The organism is Bradyrhizobium sp. MOS001, from assembly GCF_004634465.1.
Lineage (GTDB): Bacteria > Pseudomonadota > Alphaproteobacteria > Rhizobiales > Xanthobacteraceae > Bradyrhizobium > Bradyrhizobium barranii.
The window spans coordinates 156128-179184 of the sequence record NZ_SPVJ01000010.1; the positions used below are offsets into that span (position 1 = coordinate 156128).

Here is a 23057-nt window from a genome sequence, read left to right on the forward strand (position 1 = left end):
TCAATCCTCAAATTCTATTAGAAGCTCAGCCCGCTCTCACGCGCAGCGTCGGCCAGTGCCTTGACGCGCCCGTGGTAGAGGTAGCTGCCGCGATCGAACACGACTTCCTTGACGCCCTTCTCGGCGGCGCGCTCGGCCAGCAGCTTGCCGACCGCCTTCGCCGCATCGATGTCGGCGCCGGTCTTGCCGCCGTCGCGCATCGACTTCTCGAGCGACGAGGCAGAGGCCAGCGTCTCGCCCTTCAGGTCGTCGATGACCTGGGCGTAGATGTGCTTGGACGAGCGAAACACCGACAGACGCGGACGACCGCCACCAGAGCGGCGCAGCTTAAGCCGCACACTCCGCTTGCGCCGGGCATTGGTAACCTTGGCTTTGGACATGACCGGCTCCGTTACTTCTTCTTGCCTTCCTTGCGGAAGATGAATTCGCCAACATACTTCACGCCCTTGCCCTTGTAGGGCTCCGGCGGACGATAGGAGCGAATCTCGGCGGCGACCTGGCCGACACGCTGGATGTCGCTGCCGGTCACCGTGATCTCAGTCGGCTTCGGCACGGTGATCGTGATCCCTTCCGGGATCGCGTAGACCACGTCGTGGCTGTAACCGAGCGCGAGCTGCAGGTTCTTGCCCTGCATCGCGGCGCGGTAACCGACGCCGGTGATTTCGAGCTTCTTCTCAAAGCCCTTGGTGACGCCTTCGACCAGATTCGCGACCTGGGCGCGAGCAGTACCGTACAGCGCCCGCGCGCGGTTGGTCTCGACCCGCGGGTTCACCTTGACCTGGCCGTTCTCGAGCTTCACCTCGACGTCGTTATGGACGACGAACTGAAGCTGGCCCTTGGGCCCCTTCATCTTGACGGTCTGCCCGTCGACGGTCGCGGTCACACCCGACGGAACCGCCACAGGCCTTTTGCCAACACGTGACATGGATCAACAATCCTTCTCAGAACACCGTGAAGAGAACTTCGCCGCCCACATTCGCTTCGCGCGCGCTGTGGTCGGCCATGATCCCCTTCGGCGTCGACAACACCGAAATGCCGAGCCCGTTGTTGACCCGCGGCAGAGCCTTCACCGAGGCGTAAACACGACGCCCGGGCTTGGAGACTCGTTCGATCTCGCGGATGACGGGCTCGCCGTCGAAATACTTCAGCTCGATCTCGATCTCGCTGCGGCCCGAGGAATGCTCAAGCGTGGCGTAACCGCGGATGTAGCCTTCGGTCTTGAGGACCTCGAGCACGTTCTCGCGCATCTTCGAGCCAGGCGTGGAGACCTTGGACTTCGAACGCATCTGCGCGTTGCGGATACGGGTGATCAGATCGCTGATTGGATCGTGCGTAGACATCTAAACGACCCTCCTTACCAGCTGGACTTCACGAGGCCCGGGACCATGCCCTTGGAGCCAAGGTCGCGCATCGCGATGCGAGACAGTTTGGTCTTGCGGTAGTTCGAGCGCGAACGGCCCGACAGCTCGCAACGCAGACGGATGCGGGTCGCCGACGAGTTGCGCGGCATTTCCGCAAGCTTCAGGGTGGCGGCGAACCGCTCCTCCATCGGCAGCGTCTTGTCGGCGATGATCGCCTTCAACCGCTCGCGCTTCGGGGCGGCGTTCTCCGCCATCCGCTTGCGCCGGTTGTTCTTCTCGACTGAACTCTTCTTTGCCATGCTTGGCTCCTGGGTATCCGCGTTTGAGAGGCTTTAGGTCAGCGTCTCACTGCCGGAACGGGAAATTGAAAGCGGTCAACAAGGCCCTCGCCTCGTCGTCGGTCTTGGCCGTAGTGCAGACGGTGATGTCCATACCGCGGGCTTCCGTGACCTTGTCGAAGTCGATCTCGGGGAAAATGATGTGTTCCTTGAGGCCGAGCGAGTAGTTGCCGCGGCCGTCGAAGCTCTTCGGGTTCAGGCCGCGGAAGTCGCGGACGCGCGGCAGCGCGACCGTCACCAGGCGATCGATGAACTCGTACATGCGGGCCTTGCGCAGCGTGACCTTGCAGCCGATCGGCTGGTTCTCACGCAGCTTGAAGGTCGCGATCGCGATACGCGAATAGGTCACGATCGCCTTCTGGCCGGCGATCAGCGTCAATTCAGCGGCGGCGTTCTCGGCCTTCTTACGGTCGTTGACGGAGTCGCCAACGCCCATGTTCAGCACGACCTTGTCCAGACGCGGAACCTGCATGACGTTCTCATAACCGAACTTCTCGGTCATTTCCGTCCGGATCTTCGCGTCATATTCCGCGCGCAGGCGCGGCGTGTAAGCGACCTCAGCCATCGATCTCAGCTCCCGAGCTCTTGGCGATGCGGACCTTCTTGCCGTCCGCCAGAATCTTGAATCCGACGCGGGTCGGCTTTCCATCCTTGCCGACGAACGCGATGTTGGACAGTTGGATCGGCGACTCCTTCGAGATGATGCCGCCCTCCTGGGCCTGCGTCTGCTTCTGATGACGCTTGACCATGTTGATACCGCGCACCAGCGCCGTGCCGGCGTCCGGGCGAACCTCGAATACTTCGCCGGTGCGACCCTTGTCGCGACCGGTCAGCACGACGACCTTGTCGCCCTTGCGGATCTTCGCAGCCATCACAGCACCTCCGGCGCGAGAGAGATGATCTTCATGTGGTTCTTCGCGCGCAGCTCGCGCGGCACGGGCCCGAAGATACGGGTGCCGACCGGCTCGGACTGGTTGTTGATCAGAACGGCGGCGTTGCGGTCGAAGCGGATGACCGAACCGTCGGCGCGGCGGATGTCCTTGCGGACGCGCACCACGACGGCCTTCATCACGTCGCCCTTCTTCACCTTGCCACGCGGAATCGCTTCCTTGATCGAGACGACGATGATGTCTCCGATCGTGGCGTAGCGGCGCTTGGAGCCTCCGAGCACCTTGATACACATGACACGGCGTGCGCCAGAATTGTCGGCCACGTCGAGGTTGGTCTGCATCTGAATCATTGATGCACCTCGTCCTCTTCTCTCTTGCGCCAGCCCAGCCGGCGCTCAACATTTTCCTGAAGTCAGTCGGCTAAAGCCAACAGATCAGGCGCTTTTCTTGTGTTCGCCCCGGATCACGATCCAGCGCTTCAACTTCGAAATCGGCTTGGTTTCCTCGATCCACACCATGTCGCCCGGCTTGAACTGGTTGTCCTCGTCGTGCGCGTGGTAGTTCTTCGAACGGCGGATCGTCTTCTTGTAGATCGGGTGCGTGAAGCGGCGATCGACGCGCACCACAACGGTCTTGGCAGTCTTGTCGCTGACGACCACGCCTTGCAAAGTACGTTTCGGCATATTCGTAAGCCCCTTACTTCTCTTTCGCGCGCTTCTGCGCGGCGACGGTCTTGATGCGGGCGATGTCACGGCGAGCCTCGCGCAGGCGCGAGGTGTTCTCGAGCTGCCCGGTGGCGCGCTGGAAGCGCAGGTTGAAGCGCTCCTTCTTCAGATTCAGGATGGCGTCATCCTGCTGATCAGGGCTCAATGCACGGATGTCTTCGATCTTCATCTGGGCCATGGCCATTACTCCGCAATGCGCTCGACGAAGCGCGTCTTGATCGGCAGCTTGGCGGCCGCCAGGGTCAGCGCTTCACGCGCCGTCTGGGTGTTGACGCCGTCGATCTCGAACAGCACCCGGCCGGGCTTGACGCGCGCGACCCACAGTTCCGGAGCACCCTTGCCGGAGCCCATGCGGACTTCGGCCGGCTTCTTCGACACCGGAACGTCGGGGAACACGCGGATCCAGACGCGGCCGGCGCGCTTCATGTGGCGGGTCAGCGCGCGGCGAGCGGCTTCGATCTGGCGCGCGGTAACGCGCTCCGGCTCGGTCGCCTTCAGGCCGAACTGGCCGAAGGCCAACGTCGCACCCGAAGACGCAACGCCGTGGATACGGCCCTTATGCGCCTTCCGGAACTTCGTTTTCTTAGGTTGCATCATGGCTTCAAGCCCTCAAATTCTCTGTGCTGGCGTCAGGCCGCAGCGTTGTCACGGCGCCCACGGCCACCGCGATCACCACCGCCGCCGGTCTCGCCTTCGGCCATTCTCTTGTCCTGGGCCATCGGATCGTGCTCGAGGATCTCGCCTTTGAAGATCCAGACCTTGACACCGCAGGTGCCGAAGGTCGTGAACGCGGTCGCAACGCCGTAGTCGATGTCGGCGCGCAGCGTGTGCAGCGGCACGCGACCTTCGCGGTACCACTCCATGCGCGCGATTTCCGCGCCGCCCAGACGACCCGAGCAGTTGATGCGGATGCCTTCCGCGCCGAGACGCATCGCCGACTGCACGGCGCGCTTCATGGCACGGCGGAACGCCACGCGGCGCTCGAGCTGCTGCGCGATCGACTCGGCCACCAGCGTCGCATCGAGCTCCGGCTTGCGGATCTCGACGATGTTGATGACGACGTCGGACGAGGTGATGTCCGCGACCTTCTTGCGCAGCTTATCGATGTCGGCGCCCTTCTTGCCGATCACCACGCCCGGACGAGCCGAGTGGATGGTGACGCGGCACTTCTTGTGCGGACGCTCGATCACGATGCGGGCGACGGCCGCCTGCTTGAGCTCCTTGTGCAGGATCTCGCGGATCTTGACGTCCTCGTGCAGCAGCTTGCCGTATTCCTGCTTGCCGGCGAACCAGCGGGAATCCCAGGTCCGGTTGATGCCGAGACGCAGACCGATTGGATTGATCTTTTGACCCATCGTTTTCTCCTGCGACCCTTAAGCCGCTGCTGCTTCGGCTTCGACCTGACGAACAATGATCGTCAGCTGCGAAAATGGTTTGTAGACACGGCCCGAGCGGCCACGGCCGCGGGCGGCAAAGCGCTTCATCACGAGGCCGTTGCCGACGAACGCCTGCGCCACGACGAGATCGTCGACATCGAGGTCGTGGTTGTTCTCGGCATTGGCGATAGCCGATTCCAGGCACTTCTTCACGTCAACCGCGATCCGCTTGCGCGAAAACTGCAGGTCGGCGAGCGCAGCAGCCGCCTTCCGGCCGCGAATGAGCTGGGCGACCAGGTTGAGCTTCTGCGGGCTCACCCGCAGCATCCGGGCGACCGCCTTGGCCTCGTTCTCGGCGAGGCTCCGTTCGCGCTTAGGTTTGCTCATCGTTTAATCCTCAAGCCTTCTTGGCTTTCTTGTCCCCGGAGTGGCCATGGAAGGTCCGGGTCGGCGAGAACTCGCCGAACTTGTGACCGACCATTTCCTCGTTGACGGCCACCGGGACGTGCTTCTGACCGTTGTAGACACCGAAGGTCAGGCCGACGAACTGCGGCAGGATCGTCGAGCGACGGCTCCAGATCTTGATGACGTCGTGACGGCCGGACGCGCGGGCGGCATCTGCCTTCTTGAGCAGAGAACCCTCGACGAACGGGCCTTTCCAGACTGAACGAACCATGTCCGGCGTTCCTTACTTCTTCCGCTTGTGGCGGCTTAGGAGAATGAATTTGTTGGTCGACTTGTTGCTGCGGGTCTTCTTGCCCTTGGTCGGCTTGCCCCACGGGGTGACCGGGTGGCGACCGCCCGAGGTACGACCTTCACCACCGCCGTGCGGATGGTCGATCGGGTTCATCGAGACACCGCGGTTATGCGGCTTGCGGCCCAGCCAACGGTTGCGGCCGGCCTTGCCGATCGAGGTGTTCATGTGATCCGGGTTCGACACCGCGCCGATCGTGCCGCGGCAACGGCCATGCACCAGGCGCTGCTCGCCCGAGTTCAGGCGGATGATCACGTAGTCGTGGTCGCGGCCGACGAGCTGGGCGTAGGTGCCGGCGGAACGAGCGAGCTGGCCGCCCTTCCCGATCTTGACCTCGATGTTGTGGATGATCGTGCCGACCGGCATGTTGCCGAGCGGCATGACGTTGCCCGGCTTCACGTCGACATAGTTGCCGGCAACCACGGAATCACCGACGGCAAGGCGCTGCGGCGCCAGGATATAGGCCTGGGTGCCGTCTTCGTACTTGACCAGCGCGATGAACGCGGTGCGGTTCGGATCGTATTCCAGCCGCTCGACCGTCGCGGGCGCATCGACCTTGTCGCGCTTGAAGTCGACGATGCGCAGCGTCTGCTTGTGACCGCCGCCGCGGAAGCGCACGGTGATGCGACCGGTGTTGTTGCGACCGCCCGAGGAGTGCTTGCCCTCGGTGAGCGCCTTGACCGGCTTGCCCTTGTAGAGGGCCGAACGATCGACCATGACCAGCTGGCGCTGGCCCGGCGTCGTGGGATTGAATTTTTTCAGTGCCATCGTCGTACGACCTTACAGACCGGTGGTCACGTCGATCCGGTGGCCCTCTTCGAGGGTCACGATCGCGCGCTTGCTGTTCGACTGCGAGCCGAGATTGCCGCGGAAGATCTTGGTCTTGCCCTTGCGGACCAGCGTGTTGACGCTCTTGACCTTGACGTCGAACAGCTTCTCGATCGCTTCCTTGATCTGCGGCTTGGTCGCCTTCGCGGCCACCTTGAACAGGACCTTGTTGTGCTCCGAGGCGATCGTCGCCTTTTCGGTCACGACCGGCGACAAGATCACGTCGTAGTGGCGAGGCTCGATGTTCTTCGTCATTTGAAGCGCGCCTCCAGCGCATCGATGGCGGCCTTGGTCAGAACGAGCTTCTGACGGCGCAGGATGTCATAGACGTTGATGCCCTGGATCGGCAGCACGTCCATGTTCGGGATGTTGCGGGCCGCAGCGGCAAAGCCGTTGTTGAGCTCGGCGCCGTCGATGATCAGCGCGTTGGTCAAGCCGAGGCCCGAGAAATGGCCGAGCAGCGCCTTGGTCTTGGCGGCTTCCAGCGCAGCCTTGTCGATCACCAGCAGATCGCCGTCCTTGGCCTTGGCCGACAGCGCATGCTTGAGGGCAAGCGCGCGGACCTTCTTCGGCAGGTCGGTGGCGTGCGAACGCACCACCGGACCGAAGGCACGGCCACCGCCGCGGAACTGCGGCACGCGGGCCGAGCCGTGACGAGCACCGCCGGTGCCCTTCTGCTTGTACATCTTCTTGCCGGTGCGCCAGATCTCGGCGCGGCCCTTGGCCTTGTGAGTGCCGGCCTGACGCTTGTTGAGCTGCCACTGCACGCAACGCGCAATGATGTCCTGGCGCGGCTCGAGGCCGAAAATGGCGTCGGAAAGCTGGACCGAGCCGGCTTCCTTACCTTCGAGGGTCGTGACCTTCAATTCCATCTCACGCCTCCTGCGCAGCCGGAGCAGCGTCCGCTTCGCCAGCAACCTTGAACTTGCCGGGCTTCGGAGCATCCTTCGGCAGCGGCTTCTTGACAGCGTCGCGCACGCGGATCCAACCGCCCTTGGAGCCGGGAACGGCGCCTTCGACGAGGATCAGGCCGCGCTCGACATCGAGCTGAACGACTCGAAGGTTGAGCGTGGTGATGCGGTCGACACCCATGTGGCCGGGCATCTTCTTGTTCTTCCAGGTCTTGCCGGGGTCCTGACGGCCACCGGTCGAACCGATCGAGCGGTGCGAGACCGACACACCGTGGGTGGCGCGCAGACCGCCGAAGTTCCAGCGCTTCATACCGCCGGCGAAGCCCTTACCGACCGAGGTGCCGGTGACGTCGACGAACTGACCGACGACGAAATGATCGGCAAGGATCTCGGCGCCAACGGGTATCATGGCATCCGCGGAGACGCGGAATTCCTCGACCTGCCGCTTCGGCTCGACCTTGGCGACCGCGAACTGGCCGCGCTCTGCCTTGGGCATGTACACGGTCTTGCGGCTGCCAGAACCAAGCTGGAGCGCGACGTAACCGTTCTTCTCTTCAGTGCGGTGGCCTACGACCTGGCAATTGCCGAGCTTCAGCACGGTCACGGGGATATGTTCGCCGGCCTCTGTAAAGACCCGCGTCATCCCGACCTTTTGTGCGATCACTCCGGAGCGCATCGGCGTGCTTCCTGTTCTTTCTGTCCGCTAGTCGCGAACGTGATCCAAAAATCTTAGAGCTTGATCTCGACGTCGACACCGGCGGCCAGGTCGAGCTTCATCAAAGCATCGACGGTCTGCGGGGTCGGATCGACGATGTCGAGCAGGCGCTTGTGAGTGCGCATCTCGAACTGCTCGCGGCTCTTCTTGTCGACGTGAGGCGAACGGTTGACGGTGAACTTCTCGATGCGGGTGGGCAGCGGAATGGGTCCGCGGACCTGCGCGCCGGTGCGCTTCGCCGTGTTCACGATCTCGCGGGTCGACGTATCGAGGATACGATGGTCGAACGCCTTGAGACGGATACGAATGTTTTGGCCGTTCATTGCCGTGGTCTCTCTTTAGTGGGGGGTGGCGAATAGCGAATAGCGAATGTCACACTCGCTACGCGCCAATCCCTATTCTCGTAATTACTCGATGATCGAGGCGACGACGCCGGCGCCGACGGTGCGGCCACCTTCGCGGATCGCGAAGCGGAGCTTCTCTTCCATCGCGATCGGCACGATCAGGTGTACTTCCATCGCGATGTTGTCGCCCGGCATCACCATCTCGGTGCCTTCCGGCAGATGCACGACACCGGTCACGTCGGTGGTGCGGAAGTAGAACTGCGGACGGTAGTTGGTGAAGAACGGGGTGTGGCGGCCGCCCTCTTCCTTGGTGAGGATGTAGGCCTCAGCCTTGAACTTGGTGTGCGGCTTGACCGAACCCGGCTTGCACAGCACCTGGCCGCGCTCGACGTCCTCGCGCTTGGTGCCGCGGAGCAGCGCACCGATGTTGTCGCCGGCCTGGCCCTGATCGAGCAGCTTGCGGAACATTTCGACGCCCGTGACCGTGGTCTTCTGCGTGGCGCGCAGACCGACGATCTCGATTTCCTCGCCGACCTTGACGATGCCGCGTTCGACACGGCCGGTCACGACGGTGCCGCGGCCCGAGATCGAGAACACGTCTTCAACCGGCATCAGGAAGGGCTGGTCGACCGGACGCTCCGGTTGCGGAATGTACTCGTCGACATTCTTCATCAGCTCGAGGATGGCGTCATGGCCGAGCTTCTTGTCGGAATCTTCGAGAGCGGCGAGCGCCGAACCCTTGATGATCGGGATCTTGTCGCCCGGGAAGTCGTACTTCGAGAGCAGCTCGCGGACTTCGAGCTCGACGAGCTCGAGCAGTTCCGGATCGTCGACCATGTCGCACTTGTTGAGGAACACGACGAGCGCAGGCACGCCGACCTGGCGGGCAAGCAGGATGTGCTCGCGGGTCTGCGGCATCGGGCCGTCAGCGGCCGACACGACCAGGATCGCACCGTCCATCTGGGCGGCGCCGGTGATCATGTTCTTCACGTAGTCGGCGTGGCCCGGGCAGTCGACGTGGGCATAGTGGCGGTTCTTGGTCTCGTACTCGACGTGCGCCGTCGAGATCGTGATGCCGCGCGCCTTCTCTTCCGGCGCCTTGTCGATCTGGTCGTACGCCGTGAACGTCGCACCGCCGGTCTCGGCGAGGATCTTGGTGATCGCAGCCGTCAACGACGTCTTGCCATGGTCGACGTGACCGATGGTGCCGATGTTGCAGTGCGGTTTGTTACGTTCAAACTTTGCTTTGGCCATTTGACTCTCCGTTCAATCGTCAGTTCGAGACCGACGACAATCAGGCAAACTTCTTCTGGACTTCTGCCGACACATTGGCCGGCGCTTCTGCGTAGTGGTCGAACTGCATGGTGAAGGTCGCGCGACCCTGGCTCATCGAGCGCAGGTTGTTCACGTACCCGAACATGTTCATGAGCGGCACCATCGCGTTGATGACGTTGGCGTTGCCGCGCATGTCCTGACCCTGGATCTGACCGCGCCGGGAATTCAGGTCGCCGATGACCGAGCCGGTGTAGTCTTCCGGGGTCACCACTTCGACCTTCATGATCGGCTCGAGCAGGACGGACTTGCCCTTCTGCAGCGCTTCGCGGAATGCCGCGCGCGATGCGATTTCGAAGGCGAGCGCCGACGAGTCGACGTCGTGGTACTTGCCGTCGACGAGCTGAACCTTGACGTCGACCACGGGGAAGCCCGCGACGACACCAGAGCTCATCACGCTGTTGAGGCCCTTTTCGACGCCGGGGATGTATTCCTTCGGAACCGCACCGCCGACGATCTTGGACTCGAACTCGTAGCCCTTGCCGGGCTCGTTCGGCTCGACCACGATCGACACTTCCGCGAACTGACCGGTACCGCCGGTCTGCTTCTTGTGGGTGTACTTGACCTCGGCCTTCTTGGTGACGCGCTCACGGAACGCAACCTGCGGCGCGCCGATGTTTGCGTCGACCTTGTAGGTACGCCTGAGGATGTCGACCTTGATGTCGAGATGGAGTTCGCCCATGCCCTTGAGGATGGTCTGGCCGGACTCCTGGTCGGTCGACACGCGGAAGGACGGATCCTCCGCGGCGAGCTTCGCCAGCGCCACGCCCAGCTTTTCCTGGTCGGCCTTGGACTTCGGCTCGATCGCGATCTCGATGACCGGCTCGGGGAATTCCATCTTCTCCAGGATCACCTGCTTGTCGGGATCGCACAGCGTGTCACCGGTGCGCGCTTCCTTCAGGCCGGCCAGCGCGACGATGTCGCCGGCATAGGCTTCCTTGATGTCCTCGCGGTTGTTCGCATGCATCAGCAGCATGCGCCCGATGCGCTCCTTCTTCTCGCGCGTCGAGTTCACGACACCGGTGCCGCTCTGCAGGACGCCGGAGTAGATGCGGCAGAAGGTGATGGTGCCGACGAACGGGTCGTCCATGATCTTGAACGCGAGCAGCGCGAGCGGCTCCTTGTCGTCGGCCTTGCGCACGACCTCGTTGCCGCGGTCGTCGGTGCCCTTGATCGCGGGCACGTCGATCGGCGACGGCAGATAGTCGACGACGGCGTCGAGCAGCGGCTGCACGCCCTTGTTCTTGAAGGCCGAGCCGCACAGCACGGGATAGAACGCGCCGGTCAGCACCGCCTTGCGGATCAGCCGCTTCAGCGTCGCTTCATCCGGTTCGTTGCCGTCGAGGAAGGCGGCCAATGCGTCATCGTCGAGCTCGACGGCGGCTTCCACCATCTTCTCGCGGTATTCCTTGGCCTGCTCGACCATATCTTCCGGGATGTCGACATAGTCGAACTTCGCGCCGAGCGATTCATCGTTCCAGATGATACCCTGCATCTTCACGAGGTCGACGAGACCCTTGAAGTTGTTCTCGGCACCGATCGGAAGCTGGATCGCGATCGGCTTGGCGCCGAGGCGGTCAACGATGTCGGCCAGACACTTGAAGAAGTCGGCACCCGTCTTGTCCATCTTGTTGGCGAAGACGATGCGCGGAACCTTATACTTGTCGCCCTGGCGCCAGACGGTCTCGGTCTGGGGCTCGACGCCCTGGTTCGAGTCGAGCACGCAGACGGCGCCATCGAGCACGCGCAGCGAACGCTCGACTTCGATGGTGAAGTCGACGTGGCCGGGGGTGTCGATGATGTTCAGGCGCTTGCCGGCCCAGAATGCGGTGGTGGCAGCCGAGGTGATCGTGATGCCACGCTCCTGCTCCTGCTCCATCCAGTCCATCGTCGCGGCACCTTCGTGCACTTCGCCGATCTTGTGGCTCTTGCCGGTGTAATAGAGGATGCGCTCGGTGGTCGTGGTCTTGCCGGCATCGATATGCGCCATGATACCGAAATTGCGGTAGTTCTCTATGGCATGAACGCGAGGCATGGGCTGTTCCTTAGATTCCGTGTTTCGCCGTTACCAGCGATAGTGCGAGAAGGCGCGGTTGGCTTCCGCCATCCGGTGCACGTCTTCACGCTTCTTGACGGCGTTGCCGCGGTTGTTCGAGGCGTCGAGCAGCTCAGCCGAGAGTCGCTCGGTCATCGTCTTCTCGTTGCGCTCGCGCGCAGCCGAGATCAGCCAGCGGATGCCCAGCGCCTGACGGCGGGTCGAGCGAACTTCGACCGGAACCTGGTAGGTCGCGCCGCCGACGCGGCGGGAGCGCACTTCGATCGTCGGCATGACGTTCTCGAGCGCCTGCTCGAACACGCCGAGCGGACTCTGCTTGGTCTTGGCTTCGATGATGCCAAACGCACCGTAGACGATGCCTTCGGCGACCGACTTCTTGCCGGCGTACATCACCGAGTTCATGAACTTCGTGACGATGATGTTCCCGAACTTCGGATCCGGGAGAACTTCGCGCTTTTCCGCTGAGTGGCGACGAGACATTGAGCTGGTTCCCGTTTACTTCGGACGCTTGGCGCCGTACTTCGAACGACGCTGCTTACGGTTCTTGACGCCCTGGGTATCCAGAACGCCGCGGAGGATGTGGTAGCGCACGCCGGGCAAGTCCTTGACGCGGCCGCCGCGGATCATGACCACCGAGTGCTCCTGGAGGTTATGACCTTCGCCGGGGATGTAGCCGATCACCTCGAAGCCGTTCGTCAGGCGCACCTTGGCGACCTTACGAAGCGCCGAGTTCGGCTTCTTCGGGGTCGTGGTGTAGACGCGGGTGCAAACACCACGCTTCTGCGGCGACTGCTGCAGCGCCGGCACCTTCTTGCGCGACTTCTGCACTTCACGCGGTTGAGCGATCAGCTGGTTGATCGTCGGCATCCTGGCCTTACCCTTTGTTCTGCCGCGGCCCCTTCCGGGTCCGCTGTCTTGGCGCGGCCCGTTGCCGGAACCGCAATTCTTTTCGGGCCACCCGCCCGACGAGGTCGCCTCGCACGGAACAATCCGCACAAAGCGAAATCGCGCCAACCGCTCCATCACCGAGCGGAAAGCGTTACGACGCCACAGAGGACCGCAGTTTCAGGCCAATCAGCATAAAGCTGCGGCCCGCGCACCGAGGTCATGCATCCGAATTCGACCTCAAGAGAACGAGCTCAAGAGACCTAAAATCGCACTGGCATTGCCTAGCTATGATCGACAGCGTTTGAGCGGCATTCGTCGAGGTTGGTGCCCGTCTTAGCGATCCCTGAGGATCCGATCCTTGGGGATCTAATCCCTGCGGATCAACGGGTGGCCCGTTCCGACGCTGGCGATGCTCACCGCCTGTCGTTAAGTGAGGCGCTTTCTATAAGTGAGAGTCGGCCAAGTCAAGGTGAAACGACAGTCAGAAAACGCTTCTGCCACCTGACGAAATCGCTGTTTGCCCGCACTCACCGCGCCTGTCGGATATGGGGACCGGACGCCTGTTCCGCCAGCCCAAAAACAATTTATACCCGGGCTAAATGTACTTTTATAACCCGTGCTAAGGTTTTTTTTCCTGTTGATGCGTCAATCTGCCGCCTGCGGCAGAGATTTGCACCATGCGCTACACCGACATTGCCATTATCGGCGGGGGATTGTCCGGCTCAACCGCCGCCGCAATGCTCGGCCGCGCCAGCATTTCGACGGTGCTGATCGACCCGCATGCGAGCTATCCGGCGGACTTTCGAGTCGAAAAACTCAGTGGTCACGTCCAGGTCGAGCGATTCCTGAAGACCGGAATCGGAGAATCGGTGCTGCGCCGCGCGACCTTTGCCGGCGAAAACTGGATCGCCCGATTCGGCCGGTTGCTCGACAAGGCGCCGAGTCGGCAGTTCAACATCCTCTACGATTCGCTCGTCAACGCCGTCCGCGACGAGATCCCTGCTGGCGTCGAGCGCATCTGTGCAAAGGCGGTCTCGCTCTCGACGAGCCCGGAGCGGCAAAAGATCACGCTCTCCAATGAGGAGACGATCTCGGCCCGACTCGTCATGCTCGCCAACGGCCTGAACGTCGGCCTGCGCCACCAGCTCGGCATCGCGCGAAAAATCATCAGCGCCTGCCATTCGATCTCGATCGGGTTCGACGTGGTGCCGGCGGGGCGGAATTCGTTCGACTTCCCGGCGCTGACCTATTTCTCGGAACGGCCGAGCGACCGAATCCCCTACATCACGCTGTTTCCGACCGGTCCGCGGATGCGCGCCAATCTGTTCGTCTATCGCGGCGTCGACGACCCATGGCTGCGCGAATTGCGCCGCGCGCCAGCCGAGACGCTGAACGCCGCCCTGCCCCGGCTCAAGCGCATCACCGGCGCCTTCGACATCGCCGGCGAGATCAAGATCCGTCCGGTCGACCTCTATGTGAACGACGCAAGCGGCCAGCCCGGCCTCGTGCTGGTGGGCGATGCGTTCTCGACCTCCTGCCCCGCCGCCGGCACCGGCTGTGACAAGGTCTTCATCGACGTCGAGCGGCTCTGCAACGTCCATATCCCGGAGTGGCTCGCCTCCGACGGGATGGACGGGGCCAAGATCGCCACCTTCTACGCCGATCCGGTCAAGCGGGCCTGCGACGAATGGTCGGCGGCGAAGGCGTTCGAGTTCCGCTCTGTCACGACCGCGACGAGTCCCTACTGGACCGCGCATCGCTGGGCGCGCTTCATCGCTTGGACAGTTCAAGGCTTGCTGCGGCCGCTCGGAGGAGCAATTCATCTGGAGCCGAACTTCCTCGGTCACGCCTCCTCGTCGTCCTCGTCCTCATCATCCTCGTCGTCATCGTCGCTGTCGTCATCGGCCTGAGCCACAGCGCCATGCGGCTGGTGGATCTGGTCGTTCCACAGCTTGCGATAGGTGCCGTTCCTGGCGAGCAGCTCGGCATGCGAGCCGCGCTCGATCGCCCTGCCCCCTGAGATCACGATGATCTCGTCCATCTCGACCACGGAGGTCAGGCGATGGGTCGACCAGATCATGGTGCGCCCCTTCGCGACCTTCAGCAGCGTGCGGTTGATCGCGGCCTCGGTGGTCTGGTCGAGCGCCGAGGTGGCTTCGTCCAGCAGCAGCACGGAAGGGTTACGGATGACCGCGCGCGCGATCGCGATGCGCTGGCGCTGGCCGCCCGACAGCGTATCGCCGCGCTCGCCGACCGGCGTGTCGTAGCGCTGCGGCAGGCTCATGATGTAGCGGTGGATCTCGGCCTTCTTGGCGGCGTCCTCCACCTCCTCGTCGGTCGCGCCTTCCTTGCCGAGCCGGATGTTCTCGCGAATCGACATGTTGAACAGCATGTTCTCCTGGAACACCACCGCCATGCTCCGGCGCAGCGAATCCAGCGTCACCTTGCGGACGTCGACGCCGTCGATGGCGACGCGCCCCTCGTTGGGCACGTACAGCCGCAGGATCAAATTGAGCAGCGTGCTCTTGCCGGAGCCCGAGGGGCCGACGATGGCGATGCGCTTGCCGGCGTTGAGCTTGAGGCTGAGATTGTCCAGCACCGGCGTCTGGCTGCCTTCGTACTGGAACGTCACGTGGTCGAAGGTGATGTCGTTGGTGATGCGCGGCAGATCGGGCGCGCCGGGACGATCGGCGCCGCGCGTCGGCTCGTCCAGCAGCTCCTGCATGTGGCGGATGGCGGCGGCCGAGGAGATCGACACCGGGATGAAGTGCATCACGTGGGCGATGTTGTAGGAGACCTCCCAGAACGCACTCTCGAAGGTGACGAAGGTGCCGATGGTGATCTGGCCCTTGGTCGCCAGATAGGCGCCGATTGCGAGCACGACGAGGTGCAGCAGCAGCACCGAAATAGTGACCGTCCGCTCCACCATGGTCGACAGGAACGCAGCCGAAGCGATCTTGCGGCGGGTCTCGTCGTTGCGGAAGCTGAAGAAGCCGAACATCTTGCGTTGCAGGCTGAACGCCTTGATCACGGCCTGCGCGGCCACATTCTCCTGCACCATGCCGAGCAGCGCGCTCTCGTTCTGCTTCTGCTCGTAATTGGCCTGCACCGCCTTCGGGGTGAGGATGCGCGGCCCGATCAGCGTGATCGGGAACACCAGCAGCGCGACCGCGGCGAGCTGCCAGTTCAGGAACAACATCAGGATGATGCCGGCGATCAATTCCAGGAACGGCAGCGCTGCACTGTTGGCGAAGGTCTTGACCGAGCCCTCGAAGGCCGAAAGGTCGACGGAAAAGCGCGACAGGATCTCGCCGCGCTTGGTGCGGCCGAAATAGGCCGCCGGCAGGTCCTGGACATGCTCGAACAGGCGCTTGCGGACATCGGAGATGATGCAGGCAGCCAGCCTAGCGTCCCAGCGCTCGTACCAGACCGCCACGATCGAGGTGAAGATGCCGGCGACCGCGAGCACGCCGAGGATCTTGTAGAGCGCCTGGAAATCCTCCTCGCCGAGCGCGTCGTCGATCAGGTACTTCAGGCTGAGCGGCATGATGACGTTGAACAGCGTCTCGACGCAGACGCCGAACGCCACGAATGACAGCATCCGCTTGTAGTTGGACAGGAACGGCTTGACGAAACCCAGGATGGTCGCGAGCGCGCCTGCGGCCTCGCGCGCGGTAAAGACGACGAGCTCCTCGTCCTCATCGTCGAGCTCCAGCTCGTCCTCCTCGTCTTCGTCGTCCTCGTCGTCTTCGAGGTCCGCCTTGACGGGGACAAGCTTGTCGTCGAGCTCGGCCGCCTCTTCCGTGGCGAGTTTCTGTTTGTCGGGCGGGAGGGGCTTGGACGCCATGAAACCAACCGATGCTGACGGCCGGCATGACCGCGGAGAAAGCAGGAAATAGCGGCAACCGCTATCGCACCGATTCTATGCGATCATGACGAATTCGGCAAAGCAATTGGCTAGGCCGGTCCGATCCCGTCTCTAGTCGTCGTCCTCATCCTCGACCTTGTCGAAGAAGGAATAACGCAGGCTGTCGGCGTCGGCGTACCACTGACCCGGGCCCTTGTTGGCAGCAAGCGTCGCCTCCCAGAGCGCATCGGTGCAGTCCTTGCGATGCATCGACAGGTCAAAGCCGTTGCCGAAGAACAGCTCGGACCATTCCCACCAGGTGCCGAGCTTCTTGACGCCGCGCAGCAGGTCGTAGCGGTCGATCACCACTGAAGCCATGTCCGAGGTGATCGAGCCGAACACGAGGCCGGTCTTGACCACGCGGTTCAGTTCGCGGATCGCGCGGACCACCTGCTTCGGGGAAACATGGCAGAGGCTGGTCTCGAACACGAAGTCGAAGGCGCCATCCTTGAACGGCATGTCGGTGATCGAGCCGAGCTTGTTGTACTTCTTCAGCGCCTTCGGCGTCCTGGCGTGGATGGCGCGGTTGTTCTCGATGCCGAAGGCATCGATGCCGCGGTCGCGCAGCGCGCCCACCAGTTCGCCGCTGGCCGAGCCCGCGACCAGCAGCTTGGCGCCCTTGGCCTTGCCCCAGACGATGCCGATCAGCCTGGTCAGATAATCGGGATCGGTGAAGTGGCGCCAGGCTTCGCTGTAGGGACCGAGGCCGCGATAGTTCTCGAAATAGTCGCGGTCGATCTTGTCCGAGACCGGCTCGCCCTCCTCCTGTCCGCGCTCGCGGCGCAGGCGCATCATCTCGGTCAGGATGATGTCGGTCGCCGCGTCCGAGGAGTCGAGCAGACCGTTCAGCGTGGAGTCGAACAGATAATCGCCGACCACCACGATGCCGGGATGCTCCTTCGGCTCCGGCCGGTGATTGGTCATGACGTCGCGCACGGGCAGACCGCCGGGGATGGCGTTCACCGACGACAGCCAGCGGTGGATCTTGCCTTCCACGAAATGCGAACGCGCATCGCCGAGCGAGGCGGGCAGCGATTTCAGTGCGGCGTCGATCAGCTCCTGATCCGACAAATTGGCGAAGGCGAGCGCGTCGGAGCCGGGAATCAGCCAGTTCAGCACGCCGTGCTTGCCAACGTCATGGCGCGCGCCCTCGTTGTAGACGCAGCAGCCGCCGAAGGCTTCCGACATGAACCAGGCGCCGGAAATCTTCTCGCCCCAGAACGGCGCGTCGAACAGGATCGAGACGCGCAGATAGTGCGCGGGACGATCGAAATACGAGACGTGCTTGACCATCGACTTGCGGAGCTGCTCGCCTTCCCAGCCCATGGTCGCGAGCCACGAATGCGGCAGGCAGACCAGCACGAGGTCGAAGTCGCGCGTCTCCGGCCCCTTGCCGTTCATCATCTTGAGCTGGTAGCGGCCGGTCGGCGCCTTGCCGACGGTGAGCACGCGGTGATTGAGCTGGACGTCGGCGTTGACCTCCGACTGCAGGCACTCGATCAGCTGCTCGTTGCCGTTCTGTATGGAATAGAGGCCGATATAGCCGTCGACATCCATCAGGTAGTTCTTGAGCGCGTTGAGCCCGTTGGTGTTGTGGCTTTCGGTCGCGATGTCGGAGCGCGCCATCACCTTGAAGAAACGCTTTGCGGTTTCGTCCTCGACCTCCTCGTCGAGCACCTGCTCGGCGGTCTTGTAGGCCCAGGGATTCTCGTTGTCGTGCGCGCCGACGCCCTCGTAATATTCGATCGGCGTCATCGCCTCGGCGCAGCGGTTCCGGAACGCCTCGATCGCAGCTGCAGCCTTGGCGCCGTATTTGCGGCGCATGCCCGCGACGTCGTTGAGGAGCTCGCCGCCGAACTGCACCTGCTCGGCGTCCATCGGAATGGTCTGAAGTCCGAAATGCTGGATCAGCTCGCGCAGCGGATCGGGACCCGTCATCGAGTAGTCGTAGATCTCGGCAACGCCGGCCTCGTACATCGCCGGCGCGGAATCGAATTTGCGCGTGACGATCTTGCCGCCGAGCCGGTCGGAGGCCTCGTAGATGGTGATGCGGCAGAGGTCGCCGAGCTTACGCTTCAAGTACCAGGCGCTCATCAGCCCGCCGGGGCCGCCGCCTACGATTGCGAGATCAAGCATATGAGTTCCGTGGTCTCCGGCCCTGCCCCCGTCACGGGACCACCGGTCTAACTTCCCTTAGCAGAAGCGCTTTTGCGCCTGAAGGAAAGATGAACAAAGGTTGATCCTGCACCGCAACAGGCAAACAAAGCAGCAAAAAGGCCGGCTTGCGCCGGCCTTTTCATTGTCCTCGGTATTCCTACGGATGAACAATTATTCCGCAGGAGGCAGCGCAGGAAGCTCCGCTTCAGGCGCGGGCGACACGACGGCCGCCTGCTTCTCGCGCTCGTCCAGGATCAGCTTGTCGCGCTTCATCGCGACTTCGCGGATCTTGGCCATGGAGGCGCCGGTGCCCGCCGGGATCAGCCGGCCGACGATGACGTTCTCCTTGAGACCTTCGAGCGGATCGACCTTGCCGTTGACCGCCGCTTCCGTGAGGACGCGGGTGGTCTCCTGGAACGAGGCCGCCGAGAAGAAGGAGCGGGTCTGGAGGCTCGCCTTGGTGATGCCGAGCAGAACCGGCGTTCCCGTAGCGATCTTCTTGCCCTCTTCCTTCGCCTTCTCGTTGAGCGCGTCGAACTCGATCTTGTCGACCTGCTCGCCGGAGATCATGTCCGTATCGCCCTGGTCGGTGACTTCCACCTTCTGGAGCATCTGACGGACAATCACCTCGATGTGCTTGTCGTTGATGAGCACGCCCTGGAGCCGGTAGACTTCCTGGATCTCGTTGACCAGATAGGCCGCGAGCTCCTCGATGCCCTTGACCGCCAGGATGTCGTGCGGCGCCGGGTTGCCTTCGACGATGAAGTCGCCCTTTTCGACGACGTCGCCGTCCTGAAGGTGGATGTGCTTACCCTTCGGGATCAGGTACTCGCGTGCCTCGTCGGTCTTGTCCATCGGCTCGATCGAGATGCGACGCTTGTTCTTGTAGTCGCGTCCGAACCGGATGGTGCCCGAGATTTCGGCGATGATCGCCGCATCCTTCGGACGCCGTGCCTCGAACAGTTCCGCCACCCGCGGCAGACCGCCGGTGATGTCACGCGTCTTGGCGCTTTCGGTCGAGACACGGGCGAGGATGTCGCCCGTATTGACCTTGGCTCCGACGTCGACCGAGAGAATGGCATCGACCGACAGCATGTAGCGGGCATCGCCGCCACGGGCGAGCTTGAGCACCTTGCCGTCCTTGCCCTTGACCACGATGGCCGGACGGAGGTCCGCGCCGCCGCGGGTCGAGCGCCAGTCGATGACCACGCGCTTGGCGATACCGGTGGCCTCGTCGAGCGTTTCCGAGATCGACTGCCCCTCGACCAGATCCTCGAAGCCGATGGTACCTTCGACTTCGGTGAGCAGCGGACGGGTGTAGGGATCCCACTCGACGATGCGCTGGCCGCGCTTGACGGTGTCGCCCTCGTCGACGTGCAGGCGCGAACCGTACTGGATACGGTGCGTCGCACGCTCGGTGCCGTCGGCATCGACGATCGCGATCACCATGTTGCGGACCATCGCGACCAGGTGACCTTCGCTGTTGCGGGCGATGGCCTTGTTCCTGATCACGATCTTGCCGTCGAAGTTGGATTCGACGAACGACTGCTCGTTGAGCTGCGCCGCACCACCGATGTGGAAGGTGCGCATGGTCAGCTGGGTGCCGGGCTCGCCGATCGACTGCGCCGCGATGACGCCGACGGCTTCACCGTGGTTGACAGGCGTGCCGCGGGCGAGGTCGCGGCCGTAGCACATGCCGCAGATGCCGTTGACGAGCTCGCAGGTCAGTGCCGAGCGGATCTTCACCTCCTGCACGCCACCCTGGTGGATGGCGTCCAGATGGCTCTCTTCCATCAGCGTACCGCGCTTGATGATCACCTTGCCCGAGCTGTCACGCACGTCTTCGCAGGCCGTACGGCCAAGGATGCGCGAGCCGAGCGAGGCAACCACGGTGCCGGCATCGACGATGGCGCGCATCTTGATGCCGAGCTTGGTGCCGCAGTCGTTCTGCGTGATGATGCAGTCCTGCGCCACGTCGACGAGACGACGGGTCAGGTAGCCCGAGTTCGCGGTCTTCAACGCGGTGTCCGCGAGGCCCTTACGGGCGCCGTGGGTCGAGTTGAAGTACTCGAGCACCGAGAGGCCTTCCTTGAAGTTCGAGATGATCGGCGTCTCGATGATCTCACCCGACGGCTTGGCCATCAGGCCGCGCATGCCGGCGAGCTGGCGCATCTGGGCCGGCGAACCGCGGGCACCGGAGTGAGCCATCATGTAGATCGAGTTGATGTCGGCATCCGCCCCGCTCGCCGTCTTCTTGGTCGAGGAGATCTCCTTCATCATCGCCTTGGCGATTTCTTCCGTGGCCTTCGACCAGGCGTCGACGACCTTGTTGTACTTCTCGCCATGGGTGATCAGACCGTCGTTGTACTGTTGCTCGAAATCCTTCGCCAGCGTACGGGTGGTGTCGACGATCTTCCACTTGGAGTGCGGCACGACCATGTCGTCCTTGCCGAACGAGATGCCGGCCTTGAACGCGTTGTAGAAGCCGAGCGCCATGATGCGGTCGCAGAAGATCACAGTCTCCTTCTGGCCGCAGTGACGGTAGACCTGGTCGATCACGCCCGAGATTTCGCGCTTGGTCATCAGCTTGTTGATGATCTCGTACGAAATCCGCGGGTTCTTCGGCAGCAGGTTGCCGAGCATGACGCGACCCGCGGTGGTCTCGATCCAGCGCGTCGAGACCTTGCCGGTCTCGTCCATGCCCTGCCACCGATACTTGATCTTGGTGTGGAGGTGGATGACCTTCGCGTGCAGCGCGTGCTCGAGCTCGGCCATGTCGCCGAAGATCTTGCCCTCGCCGGGCAGGCCTTCACGCATGATCGAGACGTAGTAGAGACCGAGCACGATGTCCTGCGACGGCACGATGATCGGCTGGCCGTTCGCCGGATGCAGGATGTTGTTGGTCGACATCATCAGGACGCGCGCTTCCAGCTGCGCCTCGAGCGACAGCGGAACGTGCACGGCCATCTGGTCGCCGTCGAAGTCGGCGTTGAACGCGGCGCAGACCAGCGGATGCAGCTGGATCGCCTTGCCCTCGATCAGCACGGGCTCGAACGCCTGGATGCCGAGACGATGCAGCGTCGGTGCGCGGTTGAGCAGCACCGGATGCTCGCGGATGACCTCGTCCAGGATGTCCCAGACCTCGGGCCGCTCCTTCTCGACCAGCTTCTTCGCCTGCTTCACGGTGGTGGACAGGCCCTTCGCGTCAAGCCGCGAATAGATGAACGGCTTGAACAGCTCGAGCGCCATCTTCTTCGGCAGGCCGCACTGATGCAGGCGCAGCTCGGGACCGACCACGATCACCGAACGGCCCGAATAGTCGACGCGCTTGCCGAGCAGGTTCTGACGGAAGCGACCCTGCTTGCCCTTGAGCATGTCGGCGAGCGACTTCAGCGGACGCTTGTTGGCACCCGTGATGACGCGGCCGCGGCGGCCGTTGTCGAACAGCGCATCGACCGCTTCCTGAAGCATGCGCTTCTCGTTGCGGATGATGATGTCCGGCGCGCGCAGCTCCATCAGCCGCTTCAAGCGGTTGTTGCGGTTGATGACGCGGCGGTAGAGGTCGTTGAGGTCCGAGGTCGCGAAGCGGCCGCCGTCCAGCGGCACCAGCGGACGCAGGTCCGGCGGAATCACTGGAACCACGGTCATGATCATCCATTCCGGCTTGTTGCCGGAGTGGCGGAACGCTTCCACGATCTTCAGGCGCTTGGCGAGCTTCTTGTGCTTGATGTCGGAGTCGGTCTCCTGCATCTCGAGGCGCAAGGTGGCTTCGAGCTTCTCGAGGTCCATGCCCTTGAGCAGCTCGCGGATCGCTTCCGCGCCGATCATGGCGGTGAAGGAATCCTGGCCGTACTCGTCCTGCGCCTTCAGATACTCGTCTTCCGACAAGAGCTGACGGTCCTTGAGCGCGGTGAGGCCCGGCTCGAGCACGACGTAATATTCGAAGTAGAGGATCCGCTCGAGATCCTTCAGCGTCATGTCCAGCAGAAGGCCGATGCGCGAGGGCAGCGACTTCAGGAACCAGATGTGGGCGACGGGGGCTGCGAGCTCGATATGGCCCATGCGCTCGCGCCGGACACGCGACAGCGTGACCTCGACCGAGCACTTCTCGCAGATGATGCCCTTGTACTTCATGCGCTTGTACTTGCCGCACAAGCACTCGTAGTCCTTGATCGGCCCGAAGATGCGGGCGCAGAACAGGCCGTCGCGCTCGGGCTTGAAGGTACGGTAGTTGATGGTCTCCGGCTTCTTGATCTCGCCGTAGGACCAGGACAGAATCTTCTCAGGAGACGCGATCGAAATCCGGATCTGGTCGAAGACCTGAGCCGGAGTCGTCGGGTTGAAGAGATTCATAATTTCTTGGTTCATCGTCTTCTCCTCGCGTGCCGGTCGCCTACGGCCGCAAATTCGAAAATCACTCAATCGGGGCGCCCTGCCCTCAAGGCCTCGGGAGGGGCGCCGATGCCCGGCCGTGA

At 63.0% G+C, this 23057-nt stretch carries 26 protein-coding genes; 1 reads left to right on the forward strand and 25 read right to left on the reverse strand.

The features are described 5' to 3' along the window. Nucleotides 1-17: 17 nt before the first annotated feature. The 22 genes from rplR to rpsL form a co-directional block, all read right to left on the reverse strand. A complete protein-coding gene (gene rplR, locus CT676_RS16635) occupies nucleotides 18-380 on the reverse strand; it encodes a 50S ribosomal protein L18 (protein WP_007603036.1) in 363 nt (120 codons plus the stop codon). An 11-nt stretch (nucleotides 381-391) separates the two neighbouring features. Then, nucleotides 392-925: a 50S ribosomal protein L6 gene (gene rplF, locus CT676_RS16640; RefSeq protein WP_063982587.1), complete on the reverse strand. Its 534-nt coding sequence runs from the start codon at nucleotides 923-925 to the stop codon at nucleotides 392-394. 16 nt (nucleotides 926-941) lie between these two features. Next, nucleotides 942-1340, reverse strand: coding sequence for a 30S ribosomal protein S8 (rpsH, locus tag CT676_RS16645; RefSeq protein ID WP_008136338.1), 399 nt, complete (start codon nucleotides 1338-1340; stop codon nucleotides 942-944). 14 nt (nucleotides 1341-1354) lie between these two features. Further along, the gene (gene rpsN / locus CT676_RS16650; protein ID WP_135214974.1) at nucleotides 1355-1660 is read right to left on the reverse strand and encodes a 30S ribosomal protein S14; all 306 of its coding nucleotides are present in this window, start codon (nucleotides 1658-1660) and stop codon (nucleotides 1355-1357) included. A gap of 46 nt (nucleotides 1661-1706) precedes the next feature. Continuing rightward, nucleotides 1707-2264: a 50S ribosomal protein L5 gene (gene rplE, locus CT676_RS16655; RefSeq protein WP_063982584.1), complete on the reverse strand. Its 558-nt coding sequence runs from the start codon at nucleotides 2262-2264 to the stop codon at nucleotides 1707-1709. Then, the gene (gene rplX / locus CT676_RS16660) at nucleotides 2257-2571 is read right to left on the reverse strand and encodes a 50S ribosomal protein L24 (RefSeq protein ID WP_063982583.1); all 315 of its coding nucleotides are present in this window, start codon (nucleotides 2569-2571) and stop codon (nucleotides 2257-2259) included. The genes rplE and rplX overlap by 8 nt, the downstream gene beginning before the upstream one ends. Further along, nucleotides 2571-2939: a 50S ribosomal protein L14 gene (gene rplN, locus CT676_RS16665; RefSeq protein WP_007603030.1), complete on the reverse strand. Its 369-nt coding sequence runs from the start codon at nucleotides 2937-2939 to the stop codon at nucleotides 2571-2573. Before rplN ends, rplX begins: the two co-directional genes overlap by 1 nt. 84 nt (nucleotides 2940-3023) lie before the next feature. Beyond that, on the reverse strand, nucleotides 3024-3272 hold the full coding sequence (gene rpsQ, locus CT676_RS16670; RefSeq protein ID WP_063982582.1) for a 30S ribosomal protein S17: 249 nt from the start codon (nucleotides 3270-3272) through the stop codon (nucleotides 3024-3026). Between the two features lie 13 nt (nucleotides 3273-3285). Beyond that, nucleotides 3286-3492: a 50S ribosomal protein L29 gene (rpmC, locus tag CT676_RS16675; protein WP_063986292.1), complete on the reverse strand. Its 207-nt coding sequence runs from the start codon at nucleotides 3490-3492 to the stop codon at nucleotides 3286-3288. A gap of 5 nt (nucleotides 3493-3497) precedes the next feature. After that, nucleotides 3498-3911: a 50S ribosomal protein L16 gene (rplP, locus tag CT676_RS16680; protein WP_063982581.1), complete on the reverse strand. Its 414-nt coding sequence runs from the start codon at nucleotides 3909-3911 to the stop codon at nucleotides 3498-3500. Nucleotides 3912-3943: 32 nt separating this feature from the next. Next, nucleotides 3944-4669, reverse strand: a complete 726-nt coding sequence (gene rpsC / locus CT676_RS16685) for a 30S ribosomal protein S3 (RefSeq protein ID WP_063982580.1) — start codon at nucleotides 4667-4669, stop codon at nucleotides 3944-3946. Nucleotides 4670-4687: 18 nt separating this feature from the next. Then, complete coding sequence (gene rplV / locus CT676_RS16690) at nucleotides 4688-5077, reverse strand: 50S ribosomal protein L22 (protein WP_011088147.1); 390 nt, start codon at nucleotides 5075-5077, stop codon at nucleotides 4688-4690. Nucleotides 5078-5087: 10 nt separating this feature from the next. Next, on the reverse strand, nucleotides 5088-5366 hold the full coding sequence (gene rpsS / locus CT676_RS16695; protein ID WP_008136357.1) for a 30S ribosomal protein S19: 279 nt from the start codon (nucleotides 5364-5366) through the stop codon (nucleotides 5088-5090). A gap of 12 nt (nucleotides 5367-5378) precedes the next feature. Then, complete coding sequence (gene rplB, locus CT676_RS16700) at nucleotides 5379-6212, reverse strand: 50S ribosomal protein L2 (protein ID WP_028152985.1); 834 nt, start codon at nucleotides 6210-6212, stop codon at nucleotides 5379-5381. A gap of 12 nt (nucleotides 6213-6224) precedes the next feature. Beyond that, nucleotides 6225-6527 carry a 50S ribosomal protein L23 gene (locus CT676_RS16705; RefSeq protein ID WP_007603019.1) on the reverse strand — a complete coding sequence of 101 codons (303 nt, stop codon included), beginning with the start codon at nucleotides 6525-6527 and terminating at the stop codon, nucleotides 6225-6227. Next, entirely contained in the window at nucleotides 6524-7144 is a 621-nt protein-coding gene (rplD, locus tag CT676_RS16710; protein ID WP_011088150.1) for a 50S ribosomal protein L4, read from the reverse strand. Before rplD ends, CT676_RS16705 begins: the two co-directional genes overlap by 4 nt. A gap of 1 nt (nucleotide 7145) precedes the next feature. Continuing rightward, entirely contained in the window at nucleotides 7146-7859 is a 714-nt protein-coding gene (gene rplC, locus CT676_RS16715; protein WP_063982578.1) for a 50S ribosomal protein L3, read from the reverse strand. Nucleotides 7860-7912: 53 nt separating this feature from the next. After that, nucleotides 7913-8221: a 30S ribosomal protein S10 gene (rpsJ, locus tag CT676_RS16720; RefSeq protein WP_002712302.1), complete on the reverse strand. Its 309-nt coding sequence runs from the start codon at nucleotides 8219-8221 to the stop codon at nucleotides 7913-7915. 84 nt (nucleotides 8222-8305) lie between these two features. Next, nucleotides 8306-9496, reverse strand: coding sequence for an elongation factor Tu (gene tuf, locus CT676_RS16725; protein WP_063982577.1), 1191 nt, complete (start codon nucleotides 9494-9496; stop codon nucleotides 8306-8308). 40 nt (nucleotides 9497-9536) lie between these two features. Further along, nucleotides 9537-11609, reverse strand: coding sequence for an elongation factor G (gene fusA, locus CT676_RS16730; protein ID WP_071912837.1), 2073 nt, complete (start codon nucleotides 11607-11609; stop codon nucleotides 9537-9539). A gap of 30 nt (nucleotides 11610-11639) precedes the next feature. After that, nucleotides 11640-12110, reverse strand: coding sequence for a 30S ribosomal protein S7 (gene rpsG / locus CT676_RS16735; protein ID WP_028152987.1), 471 nt, complete (start codon nucleotides 12108-12110; stop codon nucleotides 11640-11642). 15 nt (nucleotides 12111-12125) lie between these two features. Further along, entirely contained in the window at nucleotides 12126-12497 is a 372-nt protein-coding gene (gene rpsL / locus CT676_RS16740) for a 30S ribosomal protein S12 (protein ID WP_007603006.1), read from the reverse strand. 698 nt (nucleotides 12498-13195) lie between these two features. Between rpsL and CT676_RS16745 the strand changes: the two genes are divergently transcribed. Next, a complete protein-coding gene (locus CT676_RS16745; protein ID WP_135214975.1) occupies nucleotides 13196-14428 on the forward strand; it encodes an NAD(P)/FAD-dependent oxidoreductase in 1233 nt (410 codons plus the stop codon). Here the strand turns inward: CT676_RS16745 and CT676_RS16750 are convergent. The 3 genes from CT676_RS16750 to rpoC form a co-directional block, all read right to left on the reverse strand. Next, complete coding sequence (locus CT676_RS16750; RefSeq protein ID WP_135214976.1) at nucleotides 14362-16365, reverse strand: ABC transporter ATP-binding protein; 2004 nt, start codon at nucleotides 16363-16365, stop codon at nucleotides 14362-14364. The two genes, CT676_RS16745 and CT676_RS16750, sit on opposite strands and share 67 nt — an antisense overlap. A 132-nt stretch (nucleotides 16366-16497) precedes the next feature. Further along, a complete protein-coding gene (locus CT676_RS16755; protein ID WP_135214977.1) occupies nucleotides 16498-18561 on the reverse strand; it encodes an FAD-dependent oxidoreductase in 2064 nt (687 codons plus the stop codon). 192 nt (nucleotides 18562-18753) lie between these two features. Further along, on the reverse strand, nucleotides 18754-22950 hold the full coding sequence (gene rpoC / locus CT676_RS16760) for a DNA-directed RNA polymerase subunit beta' (RefSeq protein ID WP_071912831.1): 4197 nt from the start codon (nucleotides 22948-22950) through the stop codon (nucleotides 18754-18756). Between the last annotated feature and the right edge of the window lie 107 nt (nucleotides 22951-23057).

Bases quoted from the DNA above. Each gene is read 5' to 3' on its own strand.
- rplR (WP_007603036.1), bottom strand. From the start codon at position 380: ATGTCCAAAGCCAAGGTTACCAATGCCCGGCGCAAGCGGAGTGTGCGG.
- rplF (WP_063982587.1), bottom strand. From the start codon at position 925: ATGTCACGTGTTGGCAAAAGGCCTGTGGCGGTTCCGTCGGGTGTGACC.
- rpsH (WP_008136338.1), bottom strand. From the start codon at position 1,340: ATGTCTACGCACGATCCAATCAGCGATCTGATCACCCGTATCCGCAAC.
- rpsN (WP_135214974.1), bottom strand. From the start codon at position 1,660: ATGGCAAAGAAGAGTTCAGTCGAGAAGAACAACCGGCGCAAGCGGATG.
- rplE (WP_063982584.1), bottom strand. From the start codon at position 2,264: ATGGCTGAGGTCGCTTACACGCCGCGCCTGCGCGCGGAATATGACGCG.
- rplX (WP_063982583.1), bottom strand. From the start codon at position 2,571: ATGGCTGCGAAGATCCGCAAGGGCGACAAGGTCGTCGTGCTGACCGGT.
- rplN (WP_007603030.1), bottom strand. From the start codon at position 2,939: ATGATTCAGATGCAGACCAACCTCGACGTGGCCGACAATTCTGGCGCA.
- rpsQ (WP_063982582.1), bottom strand. From the start codon at position 3,272: ATGCCGAAACGTACTTTGCAAGGCGTGGTCGTCAGCGACAAGACTGCC.
- rpmC (WP_063986292.1), bottom strand. From the start codon at position 3,492: ATGGCCCAGATGAAGATCGAAGACATCCGTGCATTGAGCCCTGATCAG.
- rplP (WP_063982581.1), bottom strand. From the start codon at position 3,911: ATGATGCAACCTAAGAAAACGAAGTTCCGGAAGGCGCATAAGGGCCGT.
- rpsC (WP_063982580.1), bottom strand. From the start codon at position 4,669: ATGGGTCAAAAGATCAATCCAATCGGTCTGCGTCTCGGCATCAACCGG.
- rplV (WP_011088147.1), bottom strand. From the start codon at position 5,077: ATGAGCAAACCTAAGCGCGAACGGAGCCTCGCCGAGAACGAGGCCAAG.
- rpsS (WP_008136357.1), bottom strand. From the start codon at position 5,366: ATGGTTCGTTCAGTCTGGAAAGGCCCGTTCGTCGAGGGTTCTCTGCTC.
- rplB (WP_028152985.1), bottom strand. From the start codon at position 6,212: ATGGCACTGAAAAAATTCAATCCCACGACGCCGGGCCAGCGCCAGCTG.
- CT676_RS16705 (WP_007603019.1), bottom strand. From the start codon at position 6,527: ATGACGAAGAACATCGAGCCTCGCCACTACGACGTGATCTTGTCGCCG.
- rplD (WP_011088150.1), bottom strand. From the start codon at position 7,144: ATGGAATTGAAGGTCACGACCCTCGAAGGTAAGGAAGCCGGCTCGGTC.
- rplC (WP_063982578.1), bottom strand. From the start codon at position 7,859: ATGCGCTCCGGAGTGATCGCACAAAAGGTCGGGATGACGCGGGTCTTT.
- rpsJ (WP_002712302.1), bottom strand. From the start codon at position 8,221: ATGAACGGCCAAAACATTCGTATCCGTCTCAAGGCGTTCGACCATCGT.
- tuf (WP_063982577.1), bottom strand. From the start codon at position 9,496: ATGGCCAAAGCAAAGTTTGAACGTAACAAACCGCACTGCAACATCGGC.
- fusA (WP_071912837.1), bottom strand. From the start codon at position 11,609: ATGCCTCGCGTTCATGCCATAGAGAACTACCGCAATTTCGGTATCATG.
- rpsG (WP_028152987.1), bottom strand. From the start codon at position 12,110: ATGTCTCGTCGCCACTCAGCGGAAAAGCGCGAAGTTCTCCCGGATCCG.
- rpsL (WP_007603006.1), bottom strand. From the start codon at position 12,497: ATGCCGACGATCAACCAGCTGATCGCTCAACCGCGTGAAGTGCAGAAG.
- CT676_RS16745 (WP_135214975.1), top strand. From the start codon at position 13,196: ATGCGCTACACCGACATTGCCATTATCGGCGGGGGATTGTCCGGCTCA.
- CT676_RS16750 (WP_135214976.1), bottom strand. From the start codon at position 16,365: ATGGCGTCCAAGCCCCTCCCGCCCGACAAACAGAAACTCGCCACGGAA.
- CT676_RS16755 (WP_135214977.1), bottom strand. From the start codon at position 18,561: ATGCTTGATCTCGCAATCGTAGGCGGCGGCCCCGGCGGGCTGATGAGC.
- rpoC (WP_071912831.1), bottom strand. From the start codon at position 22,950: ATGAACCAAGAAATTATGAATCTCTTCAACCCGACGACTCCGGCTCAG.